This is a genomic window from Streptomyces sp. NPDC101227, from assembly GCF_044767545.1.
GTDB lineage: Bacteria > Actinomycetota > Actinomycetes > Streptomycetales > Streptomycetaceae > Streptomyces.
On record NZ_JBIWOD010000005.1, the window covers coordinates 379,829 to 397,796 of the forward strand.

Sequence of the window (17,968 nt, forward strand, 5' to 3'; positions counted from 1 at the left end):
AGGCCGGCGGGTCGCTGAGGCGGTGAGCCACCATGCCGGTGGGTTCGTCCAAGTGATCGCGGGCCGAGTGTCGGTGGCCAGCTGCCGGTGGTCCGTTGCGGACGGTCCGCTATGGGCGGCCCGTTGCGGTGGTCAGTCGTCGGTTTCGGCTGGGCCCAGCGCGAGACGGTCGCCGATCGCGCGCAGGCCGGCGAGGTCATGGACGTCACCGGGCAGCGCGGCGACCTCGGTCACCGGGACCTCGGGATGCAGCGCGGTGAAGCGATCCCGTGTGCGCCGTTCGCGCGCGAGGACCTGCATGCGTTCCGCGTGCAGTCGTAGCAGCCGGGCGGCTAGTTGCGCCGCTGAGGCCGACGTGGACGGCACCTGCTCCGCCGCGGCAGCGGGGGAGAGGCCGCCGGCGGTTCCTGAAGCAGCCTGCCCGTTGTGATGATCGACAATGCCGTCCGGTTCAAGATTTTCGGCGTGGTCCGTGAGGTTCTCCGCGGCGGCCAGCGCGCGCTCCGCGCTCAGTTGGGCGGCTCCGCTGCCGTGTACGCGGTTCAGTACGAGACCGGCCAGCGGCATCTGCTCGGCGGCCAGCCGCTCGACGAAGTACGCCGCCTCGCGCAGCGCGTCCCGCTCCGGCGCGGCGACCACGAGGAATGCCGTGCCGGGCGCCTGGAGCAGCCGGTAGGTGGCGTCCGCGCGGGTGCGGAAGCCGCCGAACATGGTGTCCATCGCGGCCACGAAGGTCTGTACGTCGCGCAGCAGCTGACCGCCCATCAGCTTGCTGAGGGTGCCCGTCATCATGGACATGCCGACGTTCAGGAATTTCATGCCGGCCCGGCCGCCGACCTTCGCGGGCGCCATCAGAACGCGGATGAACTTGCCGTCCAGGAAGGAACCCAGGCGCTTGGGCGCATCCAGGAAGTCCAGCGCGGAGCGGCTCGGCGGGGTGTCGACGATGATCAGGTCCCACTCGTCGCCGGCGCGGAGCTGGCCGAGCTTCTCCATGGCCATGTACTCCTGAGTGCCCGCGAAACCGGCCGACAGCGACTGGTAGAACGGGTTTTCCAGGATGGCGCGGGCCCGGTCGGCGTCCGCATGGCCTTCGACGATTTCGTCGAAGGTGCGCTTCATGTCCAGCATCATCGCGTGCAGTTCGCCGCCCGCGGCCTCGTCGACGCCCTTGACCTGGCGCGGGACGTTGTCGAGCTCCGAGATGCCCATCGACTGCGCCAGCCGCCGGGCCGGGTCGATGGTCAGCACGACGACCTTGCGGCCGCGTTCGGCGGCCCGTACGCCCAGCGCCGCGGCGGTCGTGGTCTTGCCGACGCCGCCCGAGCCGCAGCACACCACGATGCGGGTGCGCGGGTCGTCGAGCAGCGCGTCGACCTCGAGCCACGGGGCCGAGGCGTCCAGGTTCGTGTCGTCCGAGGTCATATGGGCCCCTGTTTCCGCAGGTCTCTCGCCAGGCGGTAGAGCCCGGCGAGGTCCACTCCCTCGGGGAGCAGCTCCAACTCGAAGGTGGGCAGGCCGATCGCCTTCAGCTCGGCGTGTTCCGTGCGCTCCAGCTCGACCCGCTCGGCGTGCTCGCGGGCCTGCTCCAGCAGCGGGTCGATCAGCCGCTCCGCCAGCCCGCCGCGCCGCGCGCCGCCCAGGCCGGCCTGGGAGAGCGCCTTGGCGATGCCCGTACGCGCCTCGCGGGCGGCGATGTCGAGGTCGCCGTTGTCCAGCAGGGCGGGGCGGGTCATGTTGATGACGATGCCGCCCACCGGGATGCCGGCGGCGCGGAGCTCGGCGATGCCGTCGGCGGTCTCCTGGACGGGCATCTCCTCCAGGAGGGTCACCATGTGGACCGCGGTCTCGGGCGACTTGAGAACCCGCATCACGGCCTGCGCCTGATTGTGGATGGGGCCTATCTTCGCCAGGCCCGCCACCTCGTCGTTGACGTTCAGGAAGCGGGTGATGCGGCCGGTCGGCGGGGCGTCCATCACGACGGCGTCGTAGACGAACCTGCCGTTCTTGTCCTTGCGGCGGACCGCTTCGCACGCCTTGCCGGTCAGCAGGACGTCCCGCAGGCCCGGCGCGATGGTGGTGGCGAAGTCGATCGCGCCGAGCTTCTTGAGCGCCCGGCCGGCGCTGCCCAGCTTGTAGAACATCTGGAGGTAGTCCAGGAGGGCGCGCTCGGCGTCGATGGCCAGCGCATGGACCTCGCCGCCGCCCGCGCGTCGCCCGCCACCGCCGACGGGCGTGTCTCCCGCGGCTTCTGTCCGAGGGGACCCCCACCGCGAGGCACCTTCCGACGCCGGTCCCACCGCGATCTTGCGCTCCTCGTACGGAAGCGCCTCGGTTTCGAACAGTTGGGCAATGCCCTGGCGGCCCTCGACCTCGACCAGGAGGGTACGGCGCCCCTCCGTGGCAAGGGCGAGGGCGAGGGCAGCGGCGACCGTGGTCTTGCCGGTGCCGCCCTTGCCGCTGACGACATGGAGCCTGCTCACGCCAAGGAGCCTAACCAGTCCGTGTCGCGGATACGCACGGGATACGCCTGGGATGACCCGGAGATCAGCTGAACATTTTTCCGGGACAAGTCAGGGTCACGCCGGGAACGCACCCCCGGGACCGCGCGTGGACGGCGTCCGCCGCCGCCCCGTACAGGTATTACCCTCGGCCCATGACCAAGTGGGAATACGCGACCGTGCCGCTGCTCGTGCACGCGACGAAGCAGATTCTGGACACCTGGGGCGAGGACGGCTGGGAGCTGGTCCAGGTCGTGCCGGGCCCGAACAACCCCGAGCAGTTGGTGGCCTACCTGAAGCGGGAGAAGGCGTGAGCACGGCGGAAGACAAGATCGCGGCGCTCGGCCTGAAGCTGCCGCAGGTCGTGCCGCCGCTGGCCACGTACCAGCCCGCGGTGCGCTCCGGTGCGTACGTCTTCACCTCCGGCCAGCTGCCGATGGTGGACGGCGCCCTGCCGGCCACCGGCAAGGTGGGCGCCGAGATCAGCCCGGAGCGGGCCAAGGAACTCGCCGCGATCTGCGCGCTCAACGCCCTGGCCGCCGTGAAGTCGGTGACCGGTGACCTGGACAAGGTCCAGCGCGTCGTGAAGGTCGTCGGGTTCGTGGCCTCCGCGCCGGACTTCACCGGTCAGCCGGGTGTCGTCAACGGCGCCAGCGAGCTGCTGGGCGAGATCCTGGGCGACAAGGGCGTGCACGCCCGGTCGGCGGTCGGCGTGGCGGTGCTGCCGCTCGATGCACCGGTCGAGGTCGAGATTCAGGTCGAGATCGCCGAATAACGACCCTGGACGTCGAATAGCGGCCAAGGGGACCAACAGGCCCTCGAACATCCGCGCGCGAGCGCATAGCATCCGGCCATGTCGTCGACGACCAATGGCCAGTGGTACCCGCCGGAGTGGCCGGACCGCATCCGGGCGCTCGCGAGCGGCGAGCTGACACCTGCCACACCCCGGCGGGCCGCGACCGTCCTGCTGCTGCGCGACGCCGCCGCCGGCTCGGGCTCCCACGGCCCCGCCGTTCACATGCTGCGCAGACGCGCCTCCATGGCTTTCGCCGGAGGCGCGTACGCGTATCCGGGGGGCTCCGTCGACCCGCGCGACGAGCGCCCGGTGGCCTGGGCGGGGCCCTCGCGCGCCCAGTGGGCGGTCCGGATGGGCGTCGACCCGGCCACCGCGCAGAGCATCGTCTGCGCGGCCGTGCGCGAGACGTTCGAGGAGGCGGGGGTGCTGCTCGCCGGCGCCTCGGCCGACACGGTCGTCGCCGACACCACCGGCGAGGACTGGGAGGCCGACCGCGCCGCCCTGGTGGCCCACGAGCTGTCCTTCGCCGACTTCCTGGGCCGCCGCGGCCTGGTCCTGCGCTCCGACCTGCTGGGCGCCTGGGCGCGCTGGATCACCCCGGAGTTCGAACCGCGGCGCTACGACACCTGGTTCTTCGTCGCCGCGCTCCCGGAGGGCCAACGCACCCGCAACGCCTCCACGGAGGCGGATCGGACCGTGTGGATCCGGCCGGAGGAGGCCGCGGCCGGCTACGACCGCGGCGAGCTGCTGATGATGCCGCCGACCATCTCGATGCTGCGCAGACTCCAGCCGTACGGCACGGCCGCGGACGCGCTGGCCGCGGCGGAGGCGCAGGATCTGACGCCGGTGCTGGCCCGCGCCCGCCTGGTGGACGGCGAGATCGTGCTGAGCTGGCCGGGGCACGACGAGTTCACCAAGCGCATCACGAACGGTGACGGCCCTGGGGACGGCGAGTCCGACGGCCCCTCCGGCACCACGAGCCCCGCGGGAGGGACCCCCAGATGACCGAAGCAGCCGCCCTTCCCGGCCAGCCACGCGGCGGAGTGATCTCGGGGCAGGCCACCGCGCGTGCCCACTGTGTGCTGGCGCCGAACCCGTCGGCGATGACGCTGGACGGCACCAACACCTGGATCGTCGCCGAGCCGGATTCCGACCTCGCCGTCGTCATCGACCCCGGGCCGCTCGACGAGGCCCACCTCCAGGCGGTCATCGACACCGCCGAGCGGGCCGGCAAGCGCATCGGGCTGACCCTGCTGACCCATGGTCACCCGGATCACTCCGAGGGTGCCGCCCGGTTCGCCGCGTTGACCCGTTCGGCCGTACGGGCCCTGGACCCGGCGCTGCGGCTCGGCGACGAGGGGCTGGCGGCCGGCGATGTCATCACCACCGGCGGCCTGGAGCTGCGCGTGGTGCCCACGCCGGGGCACACCGCGGACTCGCTCTCCTTCCACCTGCCGGCCGATGCCGCGGTCCTCACCGGCGACACGATCCTGGGGCGCGGCACCACCGTGGTCGCGCACCCCGACGGGCGCCTGGGCGACTACCTGGACTCGCTGCGGCGGCTGCGCTCCCTCGCCGTCGACGACGGTGTCTCGACGGTTCTTCCCGGCCATGGGCCCGTCCTGAACGACGCCCAGGGGGCGGTGGAGTTCTATCTGGCGCACCGGGCGCACCGGCTCGCCCAGGTGGAGACCGCGGTCGAAGCCGGCCATGGCAGCTCCGGCGAGATCGTCGCCAGCGTGTACGCCGACGTCGACCGTTCCCTGTGGCCGGCCGCGGAGCTGTCGGTGCGGGCACAGCTGGAGTATCTGGGCGAGCACGGGCTGATCTGACCCCGTGTGAAACCGGGCGCGTGGTGCGCGCTTTCCGTGCGGAGCGGGGGAGGCGGGGGGCTGGGCGGCGGGATCGTGTCCGTAGGCCAGTAGGCCAGTAGGCCAGTAGGCCCGCACGCTTTCATGCCCTCGTGCCTGCATGCCCTCACGCCTGCATGCCCGTACGCGTCCGGCCCCGGTCGCCCGTCAGCTGCGGCCCGGGGAGGCCACGGGTGTGGCCCGGCGGCGGCCGCGGCTCGTTGGCCTGCGGGGGGCATCGGAGGTGCGTGGGCGAGGGTGCACCAATGGCGAAGGGCCCCGCCGTAGCGGGGCCCTTGTGAGGCCTTCGAGGAGCCGGTGTGCCGGTGTCAGCGCGACCGCTTGGCCAGTCGCTCGACGTCCAGGAGGATCACGGCACGGGCCTCCAGGCGGAGCCAGCCGCGGCCGGCGAAGTCGGCGAGCGCCTTGTTGACCGTCTCGCGGGAGGCGCCGACCAGCTGGGCCAGCTCTTCCTGCGTCAGGTCGTGAACGACGTGGATGCCTTCCTCGGACTGCACGCCGAAGCGGCGCGACAGGTCCAGGAGGGCGCGTGCCACTCGGCCCGGCACGTCGGAGAAGACCAGGTCGGACATCTGGTCGTTGGTCTTGCGCAGGCGGCGGGCGACGGCGCGCAGCAGCGCCGTGGCAACCTCCGGGCGGGCGTTCAGCCAGGGCTGAAGGTCGCCGTGGCCCAGGCCGAGCAGCTTGACCTCGGTCAGTGCCGAGGCGGTGGCCGTGCGCGGGCCCGGGTCGAAGAGCGAGAGCTCGCCGATCAGCTCACCAGGGCCCAGGACGGCGAGCATGTTCTCGCGGCCGTCCGGGGAAGTGCGGTGCAGCTTCACCTTGCCCTCGGTGACCACGTAGAGGCGGTCGCCGGGGTCCCCTTCGTGGAACAGGGCGTCGCCGCGGGCGAGCGTGACCTCTCCCATTGAGGCGCGCAGCTCGGCCGCCTGCTCGTCATCGAGCGCCGCAAAGAGCGGTGCGCGCCGCAGAACGTCGTCCACGAGATCTCTCCTTGTCGACATGCTCCGGGGGACTGTGGTCCCCATCATGCCGGAATGCAAAACAGTGCGATCAATCACAAGTTTGCCGGACCGGTGCCGCAAGCCATAAGGCAGGGGGCCGATTGGGGTCACGAATCACAGTGGTCGGGGCGGATGTCAGTGGGTGGCCTTAGTCTGGCCGAGTGTCCAATACGCCGGTGAGAGCAAGGGACTGGGGGGCTGAGTGAGTGAACGCCGTGGGCGATTCCGCTGTGGGCGAACACGCGTCCACAGGTGCGGCGAGTGCGGATAAAAGTAACAAATCCCCCTCCAGGGTGACGGCGTCCCGGAAGGCGGCTGCGCGGCGGTCCGGCGCGTCGCGGCCGACGGCGGGCGAGGCGACGGACACGACGACGGACACGATGACGAAGGACGCGACGGCGAAGCGCGGGATACCGGCGGGCGCGACCGTCAGGACCTCAGCATCGAAGAGCCCGGTAGACAAGATCTCGGCAGGGAAGAAGGCCGGCGTGAAGGAAACCCCGCCCGCGACGTCGGCGGCAGCCAAGAGCACCGCCAAGAAGGCCGCCAAGTCCGCGAAGGCTGCGAAGACCGTGAAGTCCGCGAAGACGGCCGAGAAGGCGGTGGCCAAGGCGCCCGCCGCGAAGAAGACAGCCGCTGCCGCGAAGAAGGCTGCCGCGAAGAAGGCCGTGGCCAGGAAAGCCCCGGCCAAGAAGGCCGCCCCCGCCAAGAAGGCCCCCGCCCGCAAGCCCGAATCGCGGGTCGCCATGGTGCGGCGGGCGCGGCGGATCAACCGCGAGCTGGCCGAGCTGTATCCGTACGCCCACCCGGAGCTGGACTTCACCAACCCCTTCGAGCTGCTGGTCGCCACGGTGCTGTCGGCGCAGACGACCGATCTGCGGGTCAACCAGACCACCCCGCGCCTGTTCGCGGTCTGCCCGACGCCCGAGGACATGGCGGCGATGGAGCCGGAGCGGCTGGAGGAGCTGATCCGGCCGACCGGCTTCTTCCGGGCCAAGACGAAGTCGCTGCTGGGGCTGTCGGCGGCGCTGCGCGACCGCTTCGGCGGCGAGGTGCCCGGCCGCCTGGAGGATCTCGTCACGCTCCCCGGTGTCGGCCGTAAGACCGCCAATGTGGTGCTGGGCAACGCCTTCGGCGTCCCGGGGATCACGGTCGACACGCACTTCGGCCGTCTGGCCCGCCGCTTTGGCTGGACCACCGCGGAGGACGCCGAGAAGGTCGAGGCGGACGTCGCCGAGATCTTCCCCAAGAGCGAATGGACGATGCTCTCGCACCGCGTCGTCTTCCACGGCCGCCGCGTCTGCCACTCCCGCAAGCCCGCCTGCGGTGCCTGCGCCATCGCCCCGCTGTGCCCCGCGTACGGCGAGGGCGAGACGGACCCGGAGAAGGCGAAGAAGCTGCTGAAGTACGAGCTGGGCGGTCAGCCGGGGCAGCGGCTGAAGCCGCCGGCCGACTATCCGGGGCAGCCCGCGCCTCCGATGGCGGCCCCATGACGGCAGCCGCGTGACCACAGGGCGACCCCGATCGGGGGACCGACCATCGATGCCAGGGCCTGAGGGGGCGCGTATGAGGAGTGCACGGGAGCAGTACGGCGAGGAGACCGGGACCCGCGCGGGGACGGCGGCGTACGGCCGGGAGATCGCCGTCACGGCCGACGGCCTGCCCGAGTGGCTGACCCCGGTGGCCCGCGCGGCCGCCACGATCGAGCCGCGGCAGCTCAGCCGCTTCCTGCCGCCCGAGAGCGGCGGCCGGCAGTCCGCGGTGCTGATCCTCTTCGGCCAGGGCCCGCGCGGCCCCGAGCTGCTGCTTCTGGAGCGCGCCGGCACCCTGCGCTCGCATGCCGGCCAGCCCTCTTTCCCCGGTGGCGCCCTCGATCCGGAGGACGGCGATCCCGAGGGGCACGGCCCGGTGCGGGCGGCGCTGCGCGAGGCGAAGGAGGAGACCGGTCTGGATCCGGCCGGTGTCCAGGTCTTCGGCGTGCTGCCGCGGCTCTACATCCCGGTCAGCGGCTTCGTCGTGACGCCCGTCCTGGGCTGGTGGCGTGAGCCGACTCCGGTGGGCGCGGTGGACCAGGCGGAGACCGCACGGGTCTTCACGGTTCCGGTGGCGGATCTCACGGATCCGGGGCATCGGGTCACCACCCGTCACCCCAGTGGACACGTCGGCCCGGCCTTCCTCGTCCAGGACGCCCTGGTCTGGGGCTTTACGGCGGGTGTGATCGACCGGATACTGCATTACGCGGGCTGGGAGATTCCTTGGGACCGTGACAAGCAGGTCCCGCTCGACTGGCGCTCGTGAGACGGTGTCCGGCGTGAACGTCCTGGACATCCTGCTGTTGGTCGCCGCCGTGTGGTTTGCGATCGTCGGCTATCGGCAAGGTTTTGTCGTCGGCATCCTGTCCGTGATCGGCTTCCTCGGAGGCGGCCTGATCGCGGTCTATCTGCTGCCATTGATCTGGAACGAGATCACCGGCGATGCGACGCCCGGCACCTTCGCGGCCATCGCGGCCGTAGCCATCGTGATCGTGTGCGCCTCGGTCGGCCAGGCGCTCACCACCCATCTGGGCAACAAACTGCGCCGCCACATCACCTGGTCACCGGCGCGGGCGCTGGACGCGACCGGCGGCGCGCTGGTCAACGTCCTGGCGATGCTGCTGGTCGCCTGGCTGATCGGCTCCGCCCTGGCGGGCACGTCCCTGCCGACGCTCGGCAAGGAGGTCCGTAACTCCAAGGTGCTGCTCGGGGTGTCCCGCGTGCTGCCCCAGGCGGCCAACACCTGGTTCGCGGACTTCTCCGCCGCGCTCGCGCAGAACGGCTTCCCGCAGGTCTTCACGCCGTTCTCCAACGAGCCGATCACGTCCGTGCCCGCGCCGGACCCCAGGCTGGTCAACGGCTCGGTGGCGGCGGGAGCCCGGCGCAGCATCGTCAAGATCGTCGGTACGGCGCCCAGCTGCGGCAAGGTCCTCGAAGGCAGCGGATTCGTCTTCGGCAAGCACCGCGTCATGACCAATGCGCATGTCGTCGGCGGCGTCAGCGAGCCGACCGTCCAGGTGGGCGGCGAGGGCCGGCAGTACGACGCCAAGGTGGTGCTCTACGACTGGCGGCGCGATATCGCGGTCCTGGAGGTGCCCTCGCTGAAAGCCCCGGCGCTGAAGTTCGCCGACAAGGACGCGAGCAGCGGCAAGAGCGCCATCGTCGCGGGCTTCCCGGAGAACGGCGGCTATGACGTCCGCGCGGCCCGTATCCGCGGCCGTATCCAGGCCAACGGCCCGGACATCTACCACCGCGGCACGGTCGGTAGGGACGTCTACTCCCTCTACGCCACGGTCCGGCAGGGCAACTCCGGCGGTCCGCTGCTCACCCCCAAGGGCGAGGTCTACGGCGTCGTCTTCGCCAAGTCGCTGGACGACTCCCACACCGGCTATGCGCTGACCGCCGACGAGGTCCGTGAGGACGTCACCAAGGGGCGTACGGCCACGGGGCAGGTCAACAGCCAGGGCTGCGCGATCTGAGGCGGACGGGCGCCGAACGCGGCGCGGGAGACGGTGGTTTCCCGCGCCGGGCGCGCGCCGGGGCGCGGCGGCTCAGCTTCGGGGATGGCGCAGGCGCGCGCTCATCCAGCGCGCTCTGCGGCGCAGGATGCGCGGAATGCCCATCGGGTCCGCGGGACCGGGGGAGTCGTCGGACCTGAGGTCCGGGGTTTCCCTCTCCCGAGTGCCCACTGCAGCGGCACTGCTGCGGCGGTTGCGTGCCACGTCACGGTAGTCGTGCGTCCAGCCCATACCCACGACACTGCCCGTGGCCCAAGGTCCGTAACCGCCTGGGGAGCCGCCAATTGGCCTATGCGCCAGGCAATTGGCCGTTCGTCATACGAATGTTCGAGGTGGTCGCGGGCGAGCCCGCGGGACGCCTTTCGAGGCCGTCCCGCTCAGCGGCGTACGGCGTCCGCTCAGCGGTCCGGTTCTGGGTCCTTGAGCCAGTTGATCAGTTCCGTGGAGAACGCCACGGGGTCCTCCTCGTGCGGGAAGTGCCCCAGCCCGTCGAAGAGCCGCCAGCGGTACGGGGCCTCCACGTACTCGCCGGAGCCGGCCGCGCTGCGGGTGCGCATCACCGGGTCGAGCGAGCCGTGCAGATGCAGGGTCGGGACCCGTACCGGCATCTTCATGCGGCGGTTGAACTGGATGCCGTCCGGGCGGGCCATCGAGCGCACCATCCAGCGGTACGGCTCGATCGAGCAGTGCGCCGTGGAGGGGATGCTCATCGCCCGCTGATAGACGGCGATGGCGTCGTCCTCGGGCGGCCGGGGACCGGACCAGTCGCGGATCATGCGGCCGACCAGCGCCGCGTCGTCCGCGGTCAGCCGGCGTTCGGGCAGCCAGGGGCGCTGGAAGTTCCAGATGTGCGAGCTGCGGGCGCTCTGCCGTACGTCGGCGAGCATCGCCGAGCGCCAGCGCCGCGGATGCGGCATCGAGGACACCGCGAGCCGGCGCACCAGCTTGGGCCGCATCACCGCCGCCGTCCAGGCGAGATAGCCGCCCAGATCGTGCCCTACCAGCGCGGCGTCCGGCTCGCCCAGGGAGCGCACGACGCCGGTGATGTCAAGGGCGAGGTTCGCCGGGTCGTAACCGCGCGGGGTGCGGTCGCTGCCGCCGACGCCGCGCAGGTCCATGGCGACGGCCCGGAAGCCCGCGTCGGCGAGCGCGGGAAGCTGGTGGCGCCAGGTCCACCAGAACTGCGGGAAGCCGTGCAACAGCAGCACCAGGGGGCCGTCGCCCATCTCGGCGATGTGGAAGCGCGCGCCGTTCGCCGCGACGTCCCGGTGCGAGACCTCTCGCTCCCCGGGAACGTCGAGTCGTACGACGGAGGCGGTGCTGTCAGGAGCTGTCATACCGACGAGCGTGTCACAGACTCCAGGACCGGGTGGCCGTCCGCCGCGACGCGCGGGTGAGGCTTGGCCTTCTGCAGTACGGCCGCGGTCTCCTTGGCGGAGTTGATCGACCGCTCCGGCTTCTTGATCTTCTTGATCTTGGCCATCGCGATGAGGACCAGCAGCCCGGCGAGGACCAGGAAGGCGCCGCCCACGATCAGGAACGACCAGGCCAGCCCGAGGCCGAGGTTGTGGATGCCGTACGCCGCCGCGAAACTCAGCACCGGCAGCGCGAACAGCGCCAGCGCACCCGCCACCACGAACGCGGCGCTGCCGATGCCGGCCCGCTTGGCGTCCTGCCGGAACTCCGCCTTGGCCAGCGCGATCTCGTCGTGCACCAGTGCGGACATCTCGGCGGTGGCCGTGGCCACCAGTTGCCCGAGGCTGCGGTCCGTGCTGCCGTCGGCTGCGCTCATCGCCGTCTCCCTCTTCTCTTCGCCTGGATGGCAAAGCCTCTCAGATCATGCCGGACCATCGTCTCCGGCGTGGGTGTCGGCGGCTACTTCGGCAAGGCGGCGGTGCTCGGCGGCCTTTGCCTCGTGGATCGCGGCCATCCGCAGGTGGTACTCCGGCTTGTCGAGTTCGTAGATGTCGGGGATGCCGTCCTGGTCCTCGTCCCGCTCCTCGTCCTCGCACAGCTTCTTGTACTTGTTGTTGCGGACCTTGAGCAGTACGCCCGCGAACACGGCGGCGAGCAACGAGCCGATCAGCACCGCTGCCTTGATCTCGGCGGCCAGCGTGAGGTCTTCGGAGAAGGCCAGTTCGCCGATGAGCAGGGAGACCGTGAAGCCGATGCCGGCCAGGGTGGCGACGGCGAAGACGTCCGGCCACTTGAGGTCGGGGTTGAGCTCCGCTCTGGTGAAGCGGGCGGTGGCCCAGGTGCCGCCGAAGACGCCCAGCGCCTTGCCGACTATCAGGCCGAGGACGACGCCGAGCGTCTCGGGCCGGGTGAACACGTCGTGGACCGCGCCGTCGGAGATGGACACGCCCGCGGAGAAGAGGGCGAACAGCGGCACCGCGAGACCGGCGGAGAGCGGGCGGACCAGGTGCTCGATGTGCTCGCCGGGGGCCTGGCGCTCGCCCTCGCGGCGGTGGCAGCGCAGCATCAGGCCCATGGCGACGCCCGCGATCGTGGCGTGCACCCCGCTGTTCTCCATCAGCGCCCAGATGACCAGCGCCAGCGGGACGTAGAAGTACCAGCCGCGGACGCCCTTGCGGAGCAGCAGATAGAAGACCGCCAGGCCGACGACGGCGAGGCCGAGCGCCAGGAAATTGATCTTCGAGGTGAAGAAGACCGCGATGATCAGGATCGCGAAGAGGTCGTCGACGACGGCGAGGGTGAGCAGGAACGCGCGCAGCGCGGAGGGCAGCGAGGTGCCGATGACGGCGAGGACGGCGAGCGCGAAGGCGATGTCGGTGGCGGTGGGGACCGCCCAGCCCTGTAGCGAGCCGCCGCCGATGCCGTTGACGACGGCGTAGACGGCCGCGGGCATCGCCATGCCGCAGACCGCGGCGACCACCGGGAGGGCCGCGGCCCTGGGGTCGCGCAGCTCGCCGGCGACCAGCTCGCGCTTGAGCTCGATGCCGGCGACGAAGAAGAAGACCGCGAGCAGGCCGTTGGCGGCCCAGTGCTGCACGGACAGGTCCAGGCCCAGCGCGGCGGGGCCGAGGTGGAAATCGCGGATCGACGCATAGCTGCCGCTCAGGGTGTTTGCCCAGATCAGGGCCACTACGGCGGCGACGAGGAGAAGGACGCCGCCGACGGTCTCGGCGCGCAGCGCATCCGCGATGAAGTTCCGCTCCGGCAGGGACATCCGGCCGAGGAATATGGAACGGCGGTTCTTCGGCGCGCTCACGGGTGGCCTCCGGTCAATTCGGCAGCTGAGTACGGCTGTTGCAGTTGCCGACCAGACTTCCCGGCGCACCCTGAGATTCTTTGCGCTTCATTAGCGCGCTCACCACTTTACCGGGCGGGTGCAAGGGGCTATCCAGTGGCCCTCACCTTACGGGCATATCGGGCGAAGGGCCGCCGGAGTGCGACGGAGGGGGCACCCGGCCTGCGCGGCCCGGCGCTCCCTCCATGGGCGGTACGGCTCAGTCCTCGCTGGCCGCGCTCGGCAGCTTCGCCTGGATCAGGTCCATGACCGAGGAGTCGGTGAGCGTGGTGACGTCACCGAGGTCGCGGTTCTCGGCGACATCGCGCAGCAGCCGCCGCATGATCTTGCCGGAGCGGGTCTTGGGCAGCTCCGCGACCGGCAGGATCCGCTTGGGCTTGGCGATCGGGCCGAGCTGCTGGGCAACGTGCGCGCGCAGCTCGTCGACCAGGCCCGAGCCCGACGCGTCAGCGTCCGATGTCTCAGCCGCCGCGCCGCCGCGCAGGATGACAAAGGCGCAGATGGCCTGGGTGGTCTGTGGGTCGGTGGCGCCGACGACCGCGGCCTCGGCCACCTTCGGGTGCGAGACCAGAGCCGACTCGACCTCGGTGGTGGAGATGTTGTGCCCGGAGACGAGCATGACGTCGTCCACCCGGCCCAGCAGCCAGATGTCGCCGTCCTCGTCCTTCTTGGCGCCGTCGCCCGCGAAGTACTTGCCCTCGAAGCGGGACCAGTACGTCTCCAGATAGCGCTGGTCATCGCCCCAGATGGTGCGCAGCATCGCCGGCCATGGCTCGGTCAGTACGAGGTAGCCGCCGCCGCCGTTGGGTACCTCGTTCGCTTCATCGTCCACCACAGTGGCTGCAATACCGGGCAGCGGACGCTGCGCCGAGCCCGGCTTGGTTTCCGTGACGCCGGGCAGCGGGCTGAGCATCATGGCGCCGGTCTCGGTCTGCCACCAGGTGTCGACGATCGGCGTGGCGTCGGCCCCGATGTGCTTGCGGTACCAGATCCAGGCCTCGGGGTTGATCGGCTCACCGACCGACCCGAGGATCCGCAGCGAGGACAGGTCGAACTTCGCCGGGATGTCGTCGCCCCACTTCATGCAGGCGCGGATCGCGGTCGGCGCGGTGTAGAGGATCGTCACGCCGTACTTCTGGACGATCTCCCACCAGCGGCCCTGGTGCGGGGTGTCGGGCGTGCCTTCGTAGAGCACCTCGGTCGCGCCGTTGGAGAGCGGGCCGTAGGTGATGTACGAGTGGCCGGTGACCCAGCCGACGTCGGCGGTGCACCAGAAGACGTCGGTCTCCGGCTTGAGGTCGAAGACGGCGTGGTGGGTGTACGAGACCTGGGTGAGATAGCCGCCGGTGGTGTGCAGGATGCCCTTGGGCTTCCCCGTCGTGCCGGAGGTGTAGAGGATGAAGAGCGGGTGCTCGGCGTCGAACGCCTCGGGGGTGTGGGTCTCGCTCTGCCGCTCGACGATCTCGTGCCACCACACGTCGCGGCCGTCGTGCCAGGCGATGTCCTCCTGGCCCGTACGGCGCACGACCAGCACGCTGCGCACCTTCTCCGTGCCCGGCCTGGTCAGCGCCTCGTCCACGGCGGGCTTGAGGGCGGACGCCTTGCCGCGGCGGTAGCCGCCGTCGGCGGTGATCACCACGCGGGCGTCGGCGTCGTCGATACGGGTCGCCAGCGCGTCCGCGGAGAAGCCGCCGAAGACGACCGAATGCGGCGCGCCCAGGCGGGCGCAGGCCAGCATCGCGATGACCGCCTCCGGGATCATCGGCAGATAGATGGCGACCCGGTCGCCGGTCCGGACACCCAGCTCGATCAGGGCGTTGGCGGCCTTGGAGACCTCCCGCTGGAGCTCGGCGTAGGTGATCGTGCGGGTGTCGCCGCCCTCACCCTCGAAGTGGATGGCGACCCGGTCGCCCAGGCCGTTTTCCACATGCCGGTCCACGCAGTTGTAGGCGACGTTCAGCTTGCCGTCCGCGAACCACTTCGCGAAGGGCGGATTGGACCAGTCGAGTGTCTCGGTGGGCTCCACCGCCCACTTGAGGCGTTTGGCCTGCTCGGCCCAGAAGCCCAGCCGATCCGCCGCGGCCTGTTCGTACGCGGCAGCCTTGACGTTGGCATGCGCGGCCAGATCGGCGGGCGGTGCGAACCGTCGCTCCTCTTTCAGCAGGTTGGCCAGGCTTTCGTTGCTCACGACATCTCCCATTCCCAGGGCGTCCGATGTGTCCCCGGGCCATAGCTCATCAGCCCACGCCCGGCCGTGACAAGGCCTGTGGATAAATATTGGTGTAGACCTGTCGAATGGCGGTCTGTTCCAGGGCCGTTCGGGGGATGCCGCGCAGGTCAGACCGTGGCCGGCGCCGGCTCGCCGCAGACCGCCGCGAACCGCCCGGTGGCCTCGTCGAGTACGTACGCCTGCGCGTCGCCGACATGAAAATACATGCCGTGCAGTGCGAGCGAGCCCTCCGCCACCCGGCGGGCCACGCACGGGTGCTCCCGCAGATGGTCGAGCTGTTGCAGGACGTTGACGAGCGCCAGGCGTTCCTGGTCGTCGGCCACCGGCCGGTTGTTGAGGGAGACCTCGCCCCGGCCCAGCCGTCCGATGCGCGCCATACGGGCCAGACTCGGCCGGCCGTGCCGCAGCCACCGGGCGAGCGGGGTCGGCTCGGCCTCGTCCGGTGCCGCGGAGGCCAGCAGCGCCCCCATCGCGCCGCACCCCGAATGCCCGCACACCGTGATCGAGCCGACCCGCAGCACCTCCACCGCGTACTCGATCGCCGCCGCCACCGAGTCGCAGGAGGCGTCCGAGCCGGGCGGCGGCATCAGATTGCCCACATTGCGAACGGTGAACAGATCTCCCGGCCCACTGGACGTGATCATGCTGGTGACCAGCCGGGAGTCGGCACAGGTCAGGAACAGCTGGGTGGGCCGCTGGCCCTCGCGCGCCAGCCGGGCCAGCTCCTCGCGCACCAGCGGGGCCGTATGGCGCTGGAAGGCGCTGACCCCGCCCAGCAGTTGGCTGCCGCTGCTCTGGGGCGCCGACTCCGGGGCCGGGGCGGGCCGGGTGCAGTGGTGATTGCGCCACGGGGTCCAGGGGCGGCAGGAGTGCGCGCTGGCCGGTTCGGCGATCGGGCGGCCCGAGCGGCCTCCGAGGGTGACCCAGCCGCCGTGCGCCCGGTGCCCGGCGGACCAGGACCGCAGTGCCTCGTAGGCGGCATGGTCCATGAACGATCCGCACAGCTCGACGACCACGTTGGCGCGGGCCGGCACCAGCGCGAGCGCCCGGGTCAGCCGCGGCACCGCCAGGAACGTCAGCTGCCCGCTGACACGTACCCGGTGGCAGTCGGCCTCCTCGGTGACCGCGATACGCGTGTGGGTCAGCCGTCGCAGGGCCAGGAACACCGAGACCGCGATGCCGGTTGCCACGCCCTGAAGTACGCCGAGGATCACGACCGCGCCCAAGGTGGCGGCGTACACCGGGAATTCGCGGTGCCGCTGCACATGGCGGATATGCGCGAAGCTCACCATCCGTACGCCGACGACCATCACCAGGGCGGCCAGCGAAGCCAGCGGGATCAGCTCCAGCGTCCCGGCCAGCAGGCCCGCGCAGACCAGCACCCACACGCCGTGCAGCACCGTTGCGCGCCGGGTCGCCGCGCCCGCCTTGACGTTCGCCGAGCCGCGCATCGCGCCTCCGGAGACGGGCATGCCGCCCAGCAGCCCGGAGACGACATTGGCGACGCCCTGACCGGCCAGCTCGCGGTTGAGCTGCGAGCGGCCCTCGGGGGCGCCGGGCTGCTCGGCCGCGAGGCGGTCCACCGCCACCGCGGACAGCAGGGACTCCATGCTGGCCACCAGGGTGACGGTCAGTACCGCGGCGGCGGCCGCCGGCCAGGAGGCGTCCGGCAGCGCGGGCAGTTCGGGCAGCCGCCAGGACGGCAGATCGACCCGCGGCACCGCCATCCCGGCGCTGATCGCCGTGGCGGCGAGGACGGCGGCCAGCGGGGCCGGGATCATCCGCGCCAAGCGCCCGCCGCGGCCCGGCAGGCGCTTCCAGCCGGCCAGTACGGCGACGGTGACGGCGCCGATCAGCAGGGCAGCGGCGTGCGGGTGCTCCAACTGGCCGGGCAGCGCCGCGACGTTGTCGAGCGCCGAGCTGTCGGGGCTGCCGCCGAGCACCACATGCAGCTGCCCGACGGCGATCGTCACGCCGATCCCGGCCAGCATGCCGTGCACGATCGCCGGGCTGATGGCCAGCGCCGCGCGGGCCACCCGCAGTGCCCCCAGGGCGAGTTGGGCGAGGCCGGCGAGGACGGTGATGGCGCAGGTGGCGCGCCAGCCATAGCGCTGCACGAGATCGGCGGTGATCACCAGCAGGCCGGTGGCGGCGCCGGTGACCTGGAGCGGGGCGCCGCCGAGCAGGCCGGCGCCGATGCCGCCCACGACCGCGGCGACCAGGCCGGCCTGCGGCGGGGCGCCGGTGGCCAGGGCGATGCCGAGCGACAGCGGAACGGCGAGCAGGAAGACGACGATCGAGGCGGACAGGTCCCGGCGCAGCGTCGCGCTGCGGGGCTTCTCGGCGCGCGGCCCGGGCGCGGGCTGCGTAAGGATCTCGGGCCGGCTCGCGGACGGGATCTCGGCGGGGTGCGGGGCGCGCGGCTTCGGCGGCGGCGACTTCTCGATCTGCGACATTCCCGTCTCCTCCGGGGCGACGCGGTCGCGCAAGAGCGCGATCGTGGGCGGCGGTGTACTGCGGCGGGACGCGAGCCGGCCGGGTGGCCCTCGTGCGGGTGATGGTCCGGCGACTCTCAAGCTTCGGTAAATGGATCGTAATGACACGTAAAGGTAAAGGGAAGGTTTTTCGGGCATACGACGCAGTGATTCCACCTATCGGGTGAATTTGGATGACTATTGGACTGTCCCTTTTCTCGACTCCCTCGATTTCGCGTGGATTACGGGTAGTTCTTCCGATTAATCACTC

The 17,968-nt window shown here is 71.2% G+C and carries 16 protein-coding genes; 7 read left to right on the top strand and 9 right to left on the bottom strand.

Annotated elements, in window-relative coordinates:
- Positions 1–132: 132 nt before the first annotated feature.
- Both ACIRPT_RS14120 and ACIRPT_RS14125 read right to left on the bottom strand, forming a co-directional pair.
- Positions 133–1,425 (bottom strand): ArsA family ATPase, encoded by a 1,293-nt coding sequence (locus ACIRPT_RS14120; RefSeq protein WP_403499023.1) that lies wholly within the window; start codon positions 1,423–1,425, stop codon positions 133–135.
- Positions 1,422–2,483: an ArsA-related P-loop ATPase gene (locus ACIRPT_RS14125; RefSeq protein WP_403826699.1), complete on the bottom strand. Its 1,062-nt coding sequence runs from the start codon at positions 2,481–2,483 to the stop codon at positions 1,422–1,424. Before ACIRPT_RS14125 ends, ACIRPT_RS14120 begins: the two co-directional genes overlap by 4 nt.
- A gap of 173 nt (positions 2,484–2,656) precedes the next feature.
- Between ACIRPT_RS14125 and ACIRPT_RS14130 the strand changes: the two genes are divergently transcribed.
- The 4 genes from ACIRPT_RS14130 to ACIRPT_RS14145 all read left to right on the top strand — a co-directional run bounded on the left by ACIRPT_RS14130 (position 2,657) and on the right by ACIRPT_RS14145 (position 5,129).
- Positions 2,657–2,815, top strand: a complete 159-nt coding sequence (locus tag ACIRPT_RS14130) for a DUF4177 domain-containing protein (RefSeq protein ID WP_003967454.1) — start codon at positions 2,657–2,659, stop codon at positions 2,813–2,815.
- Positions 2,812–3,276, top strand: coding sequence for a RidA family protein (locus tag ACIRPT_RS14135; protein WP_403826701.1), 465 nt, complete (start codon positions 2,812–2,814; stop codon positions 3,274–3,276). The genes ACIRPT_RS14130 and ACIRPT_RS14135 overlap by 4 nt, the downstream gene beginning before the upstream one ends.
- A 78-nt stretch (positions 3,277–3,354) precedes the next feature.
- A complete protein-coding gene (locus ACIRPT_RS14140) occupies positions 3,355–4,302 on the top strand; it encodes an NUDIX hydrolase (RefSeq protein ID WP_403826704.1) in 948 nt (315 codons plus the stop codon).
- Positions 4,299–5,129 carry an MBL fold metallo-hydrolase gene (locus tag ACIRPT_RS14145; protein ID WP_403826707.1) on the top strand — a complete coding sequence of 277 codons (831 nt, stop codon included), beginning with the start codon at positions 4,299–4,301 and terminating at the stop codon, positions 5,127–5,129. Before ACIRPT_RS14140 ends, ACIRPT_RS14145 begins: the two co-directional genes overlap by 4 nt.
- Before the next feature lie 347 nt (positions 5,130–5,476).
- On the opposite strand, the gene ACIRPT_RS14150 is transcribed toward ACIRPT_RS14145, so the two are convergent.
- The gene (locus ACIRPT_RS14150; protein ID WP_006604164.1) at positions 5,477–6,151 is read right to left on the bottom strand and encodes a Crp/Fnr family transcriptional regulator; all 675 of its coding nucleotides are present in this window, start codon (positions 6,149–6,151) and stop codon (positions 5,477–5,479) included.
- 509 nt (positions 6,152–6,660) lie between these two features.
- Between ACIRPT_RS14150 and nth the strand changes: the two genes are divergently transcribed.
- The 3 genes from nth to ACIRPT_RS14165 all read left to right on the top strand — a co-directional run bounded on the left by nth (position 6,661) and on the right by ACIRPT_RS14165 (position 9,683).
- Positions 6,661–7,665, top strand: a complete 1,005-nt coding sequence (nth, locus tag ACIRPT_RS14155) for an endonuclease III (RefSeq protein ID WP_403826710.1) — start codon at positions 6,661–6,663, stop codon at positions 7,663–7,665.
- A 73-nt stretch (positions 7,666–7,738) separates the two neighbouring features.
- Positions 7,739–8,470 carry an NUDIX hydrolase gene (locus ACIRPT_RS14160; protein WP_403826713.1) on the top strand — a complete coding sequence of 244 codons (732 nt, stop codon included), beginning with the start codon at positions 7,739–7,741 and terminating at the stop codon, positions 8,468–8,470.
- Positions 8,471–8,483: 13 nt separating this feature from the next.
- Positions 8,484–9,683 carry a MarP family serine protease gene (locus tag ACIRPT_RS14165; protein ID WP_403826716.1) on the top strand — a complete coding sequence of 400 codons (1,200 nt, stop codon included), beginning with the start codon at positions 8,484–8,486 and terminating at the stop codon, positions 9,681–9,683.
- Positions 9,684–9,755: 72 nt separating this feature from the next.
- Here the strand turns inward: ACIRPT_RS14165 and ACIRPT_RS14170 are convergent, their stop codons facing one another.
- The 6 genes from ACIRPT_RS14170 to ACIRPT_RS14195 all read right to left on the bottom strand — a co-directional run bounded on the left by ACIRPT_RS14170 (position 9,756) and on the right by ACIRPT_RS14195 (position 17,679).
- Positions 9,756–9,953 carry a hypothetical protein gene (locus ACIRPT_RS14170; RefSeq protein WP_403499000.1) on the bottom strand — a complete coding sequence of 66 codons (198 nt, stop codon included), beginning with the start codon at positions 9,951–9,953 and terminating at the stop codon, positions 9,756–9,758.
- Positions 9,954–10,120: 167 nt separating this feature from the next.
- Positions 10,121–11,059 carry an alpha/beta fold hydrolase gene (locus tag ACIRPT_RS14175; protein WP_403498997.1) on the bottom strand — a complete coding sequence of 313 codons (939 nt, stop codon included), beginning with the start codon at positions 11,057–11,059 and terminating at the stop codon, positions 10,121–10,123.
- Positions 11,056–11,514 carry a phage holin family protein gene (locus ACIRPT_RS14180; RefSeq protein WP_403826720.1) on the bottom strand — a complete coding sequence of 153 codons (459 nt, stop codon included), beginning with the start codon at positions 11,512–11,514 and terminating at the stop codon, positions 11,056–11,058. The genes ACIRPT_RS14175 and ACIRPT_RS14180 overlap by 4 nt, the downstream gene beginning before the upstream one ends.
- A 45-nt stretch (positions 11,515–11,559) precedes the next feature.
- The gene (gene nhaA / locus ACIRPT_RS14185; protein ID WP_403826723.1) at positions 11,560–12,954 is read right to left on the bottom strand and encodes a Na+/H+ antiporter NhaA; all 1,395 of its coding nucleotides are present in this window, start codon (positions 12,952–12,954) and stop codon (positions 11,560–11,562) included.
- Positions 12,955–13,192: 238 nt separating this feature from the next.
- Positions 13,193–15,181: an acetate--CoA ligase gene (gene acs / locus ACIRPT_RS14190; RefSeq protein WP_403826726.1), complete on the bottom strand. Its 1,989-nt coding sequence runs from the start codon at positions 15,179–15,181 to the stop codon at positions 13,193–13,195.
- A gap of 149 nt (positions 15,182–15,330) precedes the next feature.
- Positions 15,331–17,679, bottom strand: a complete 2,349-nt coding sequence (locus ACIRPT_RS14195) for a SulP family inorganic anion transporter (RefSeq protein WP_403826729.1) — start codon at positions 17,677–17,679, stop codon at positions 15,331–15,333.
- Positions 17,680–17,968 lie beyond the last annotated feature (289 nt).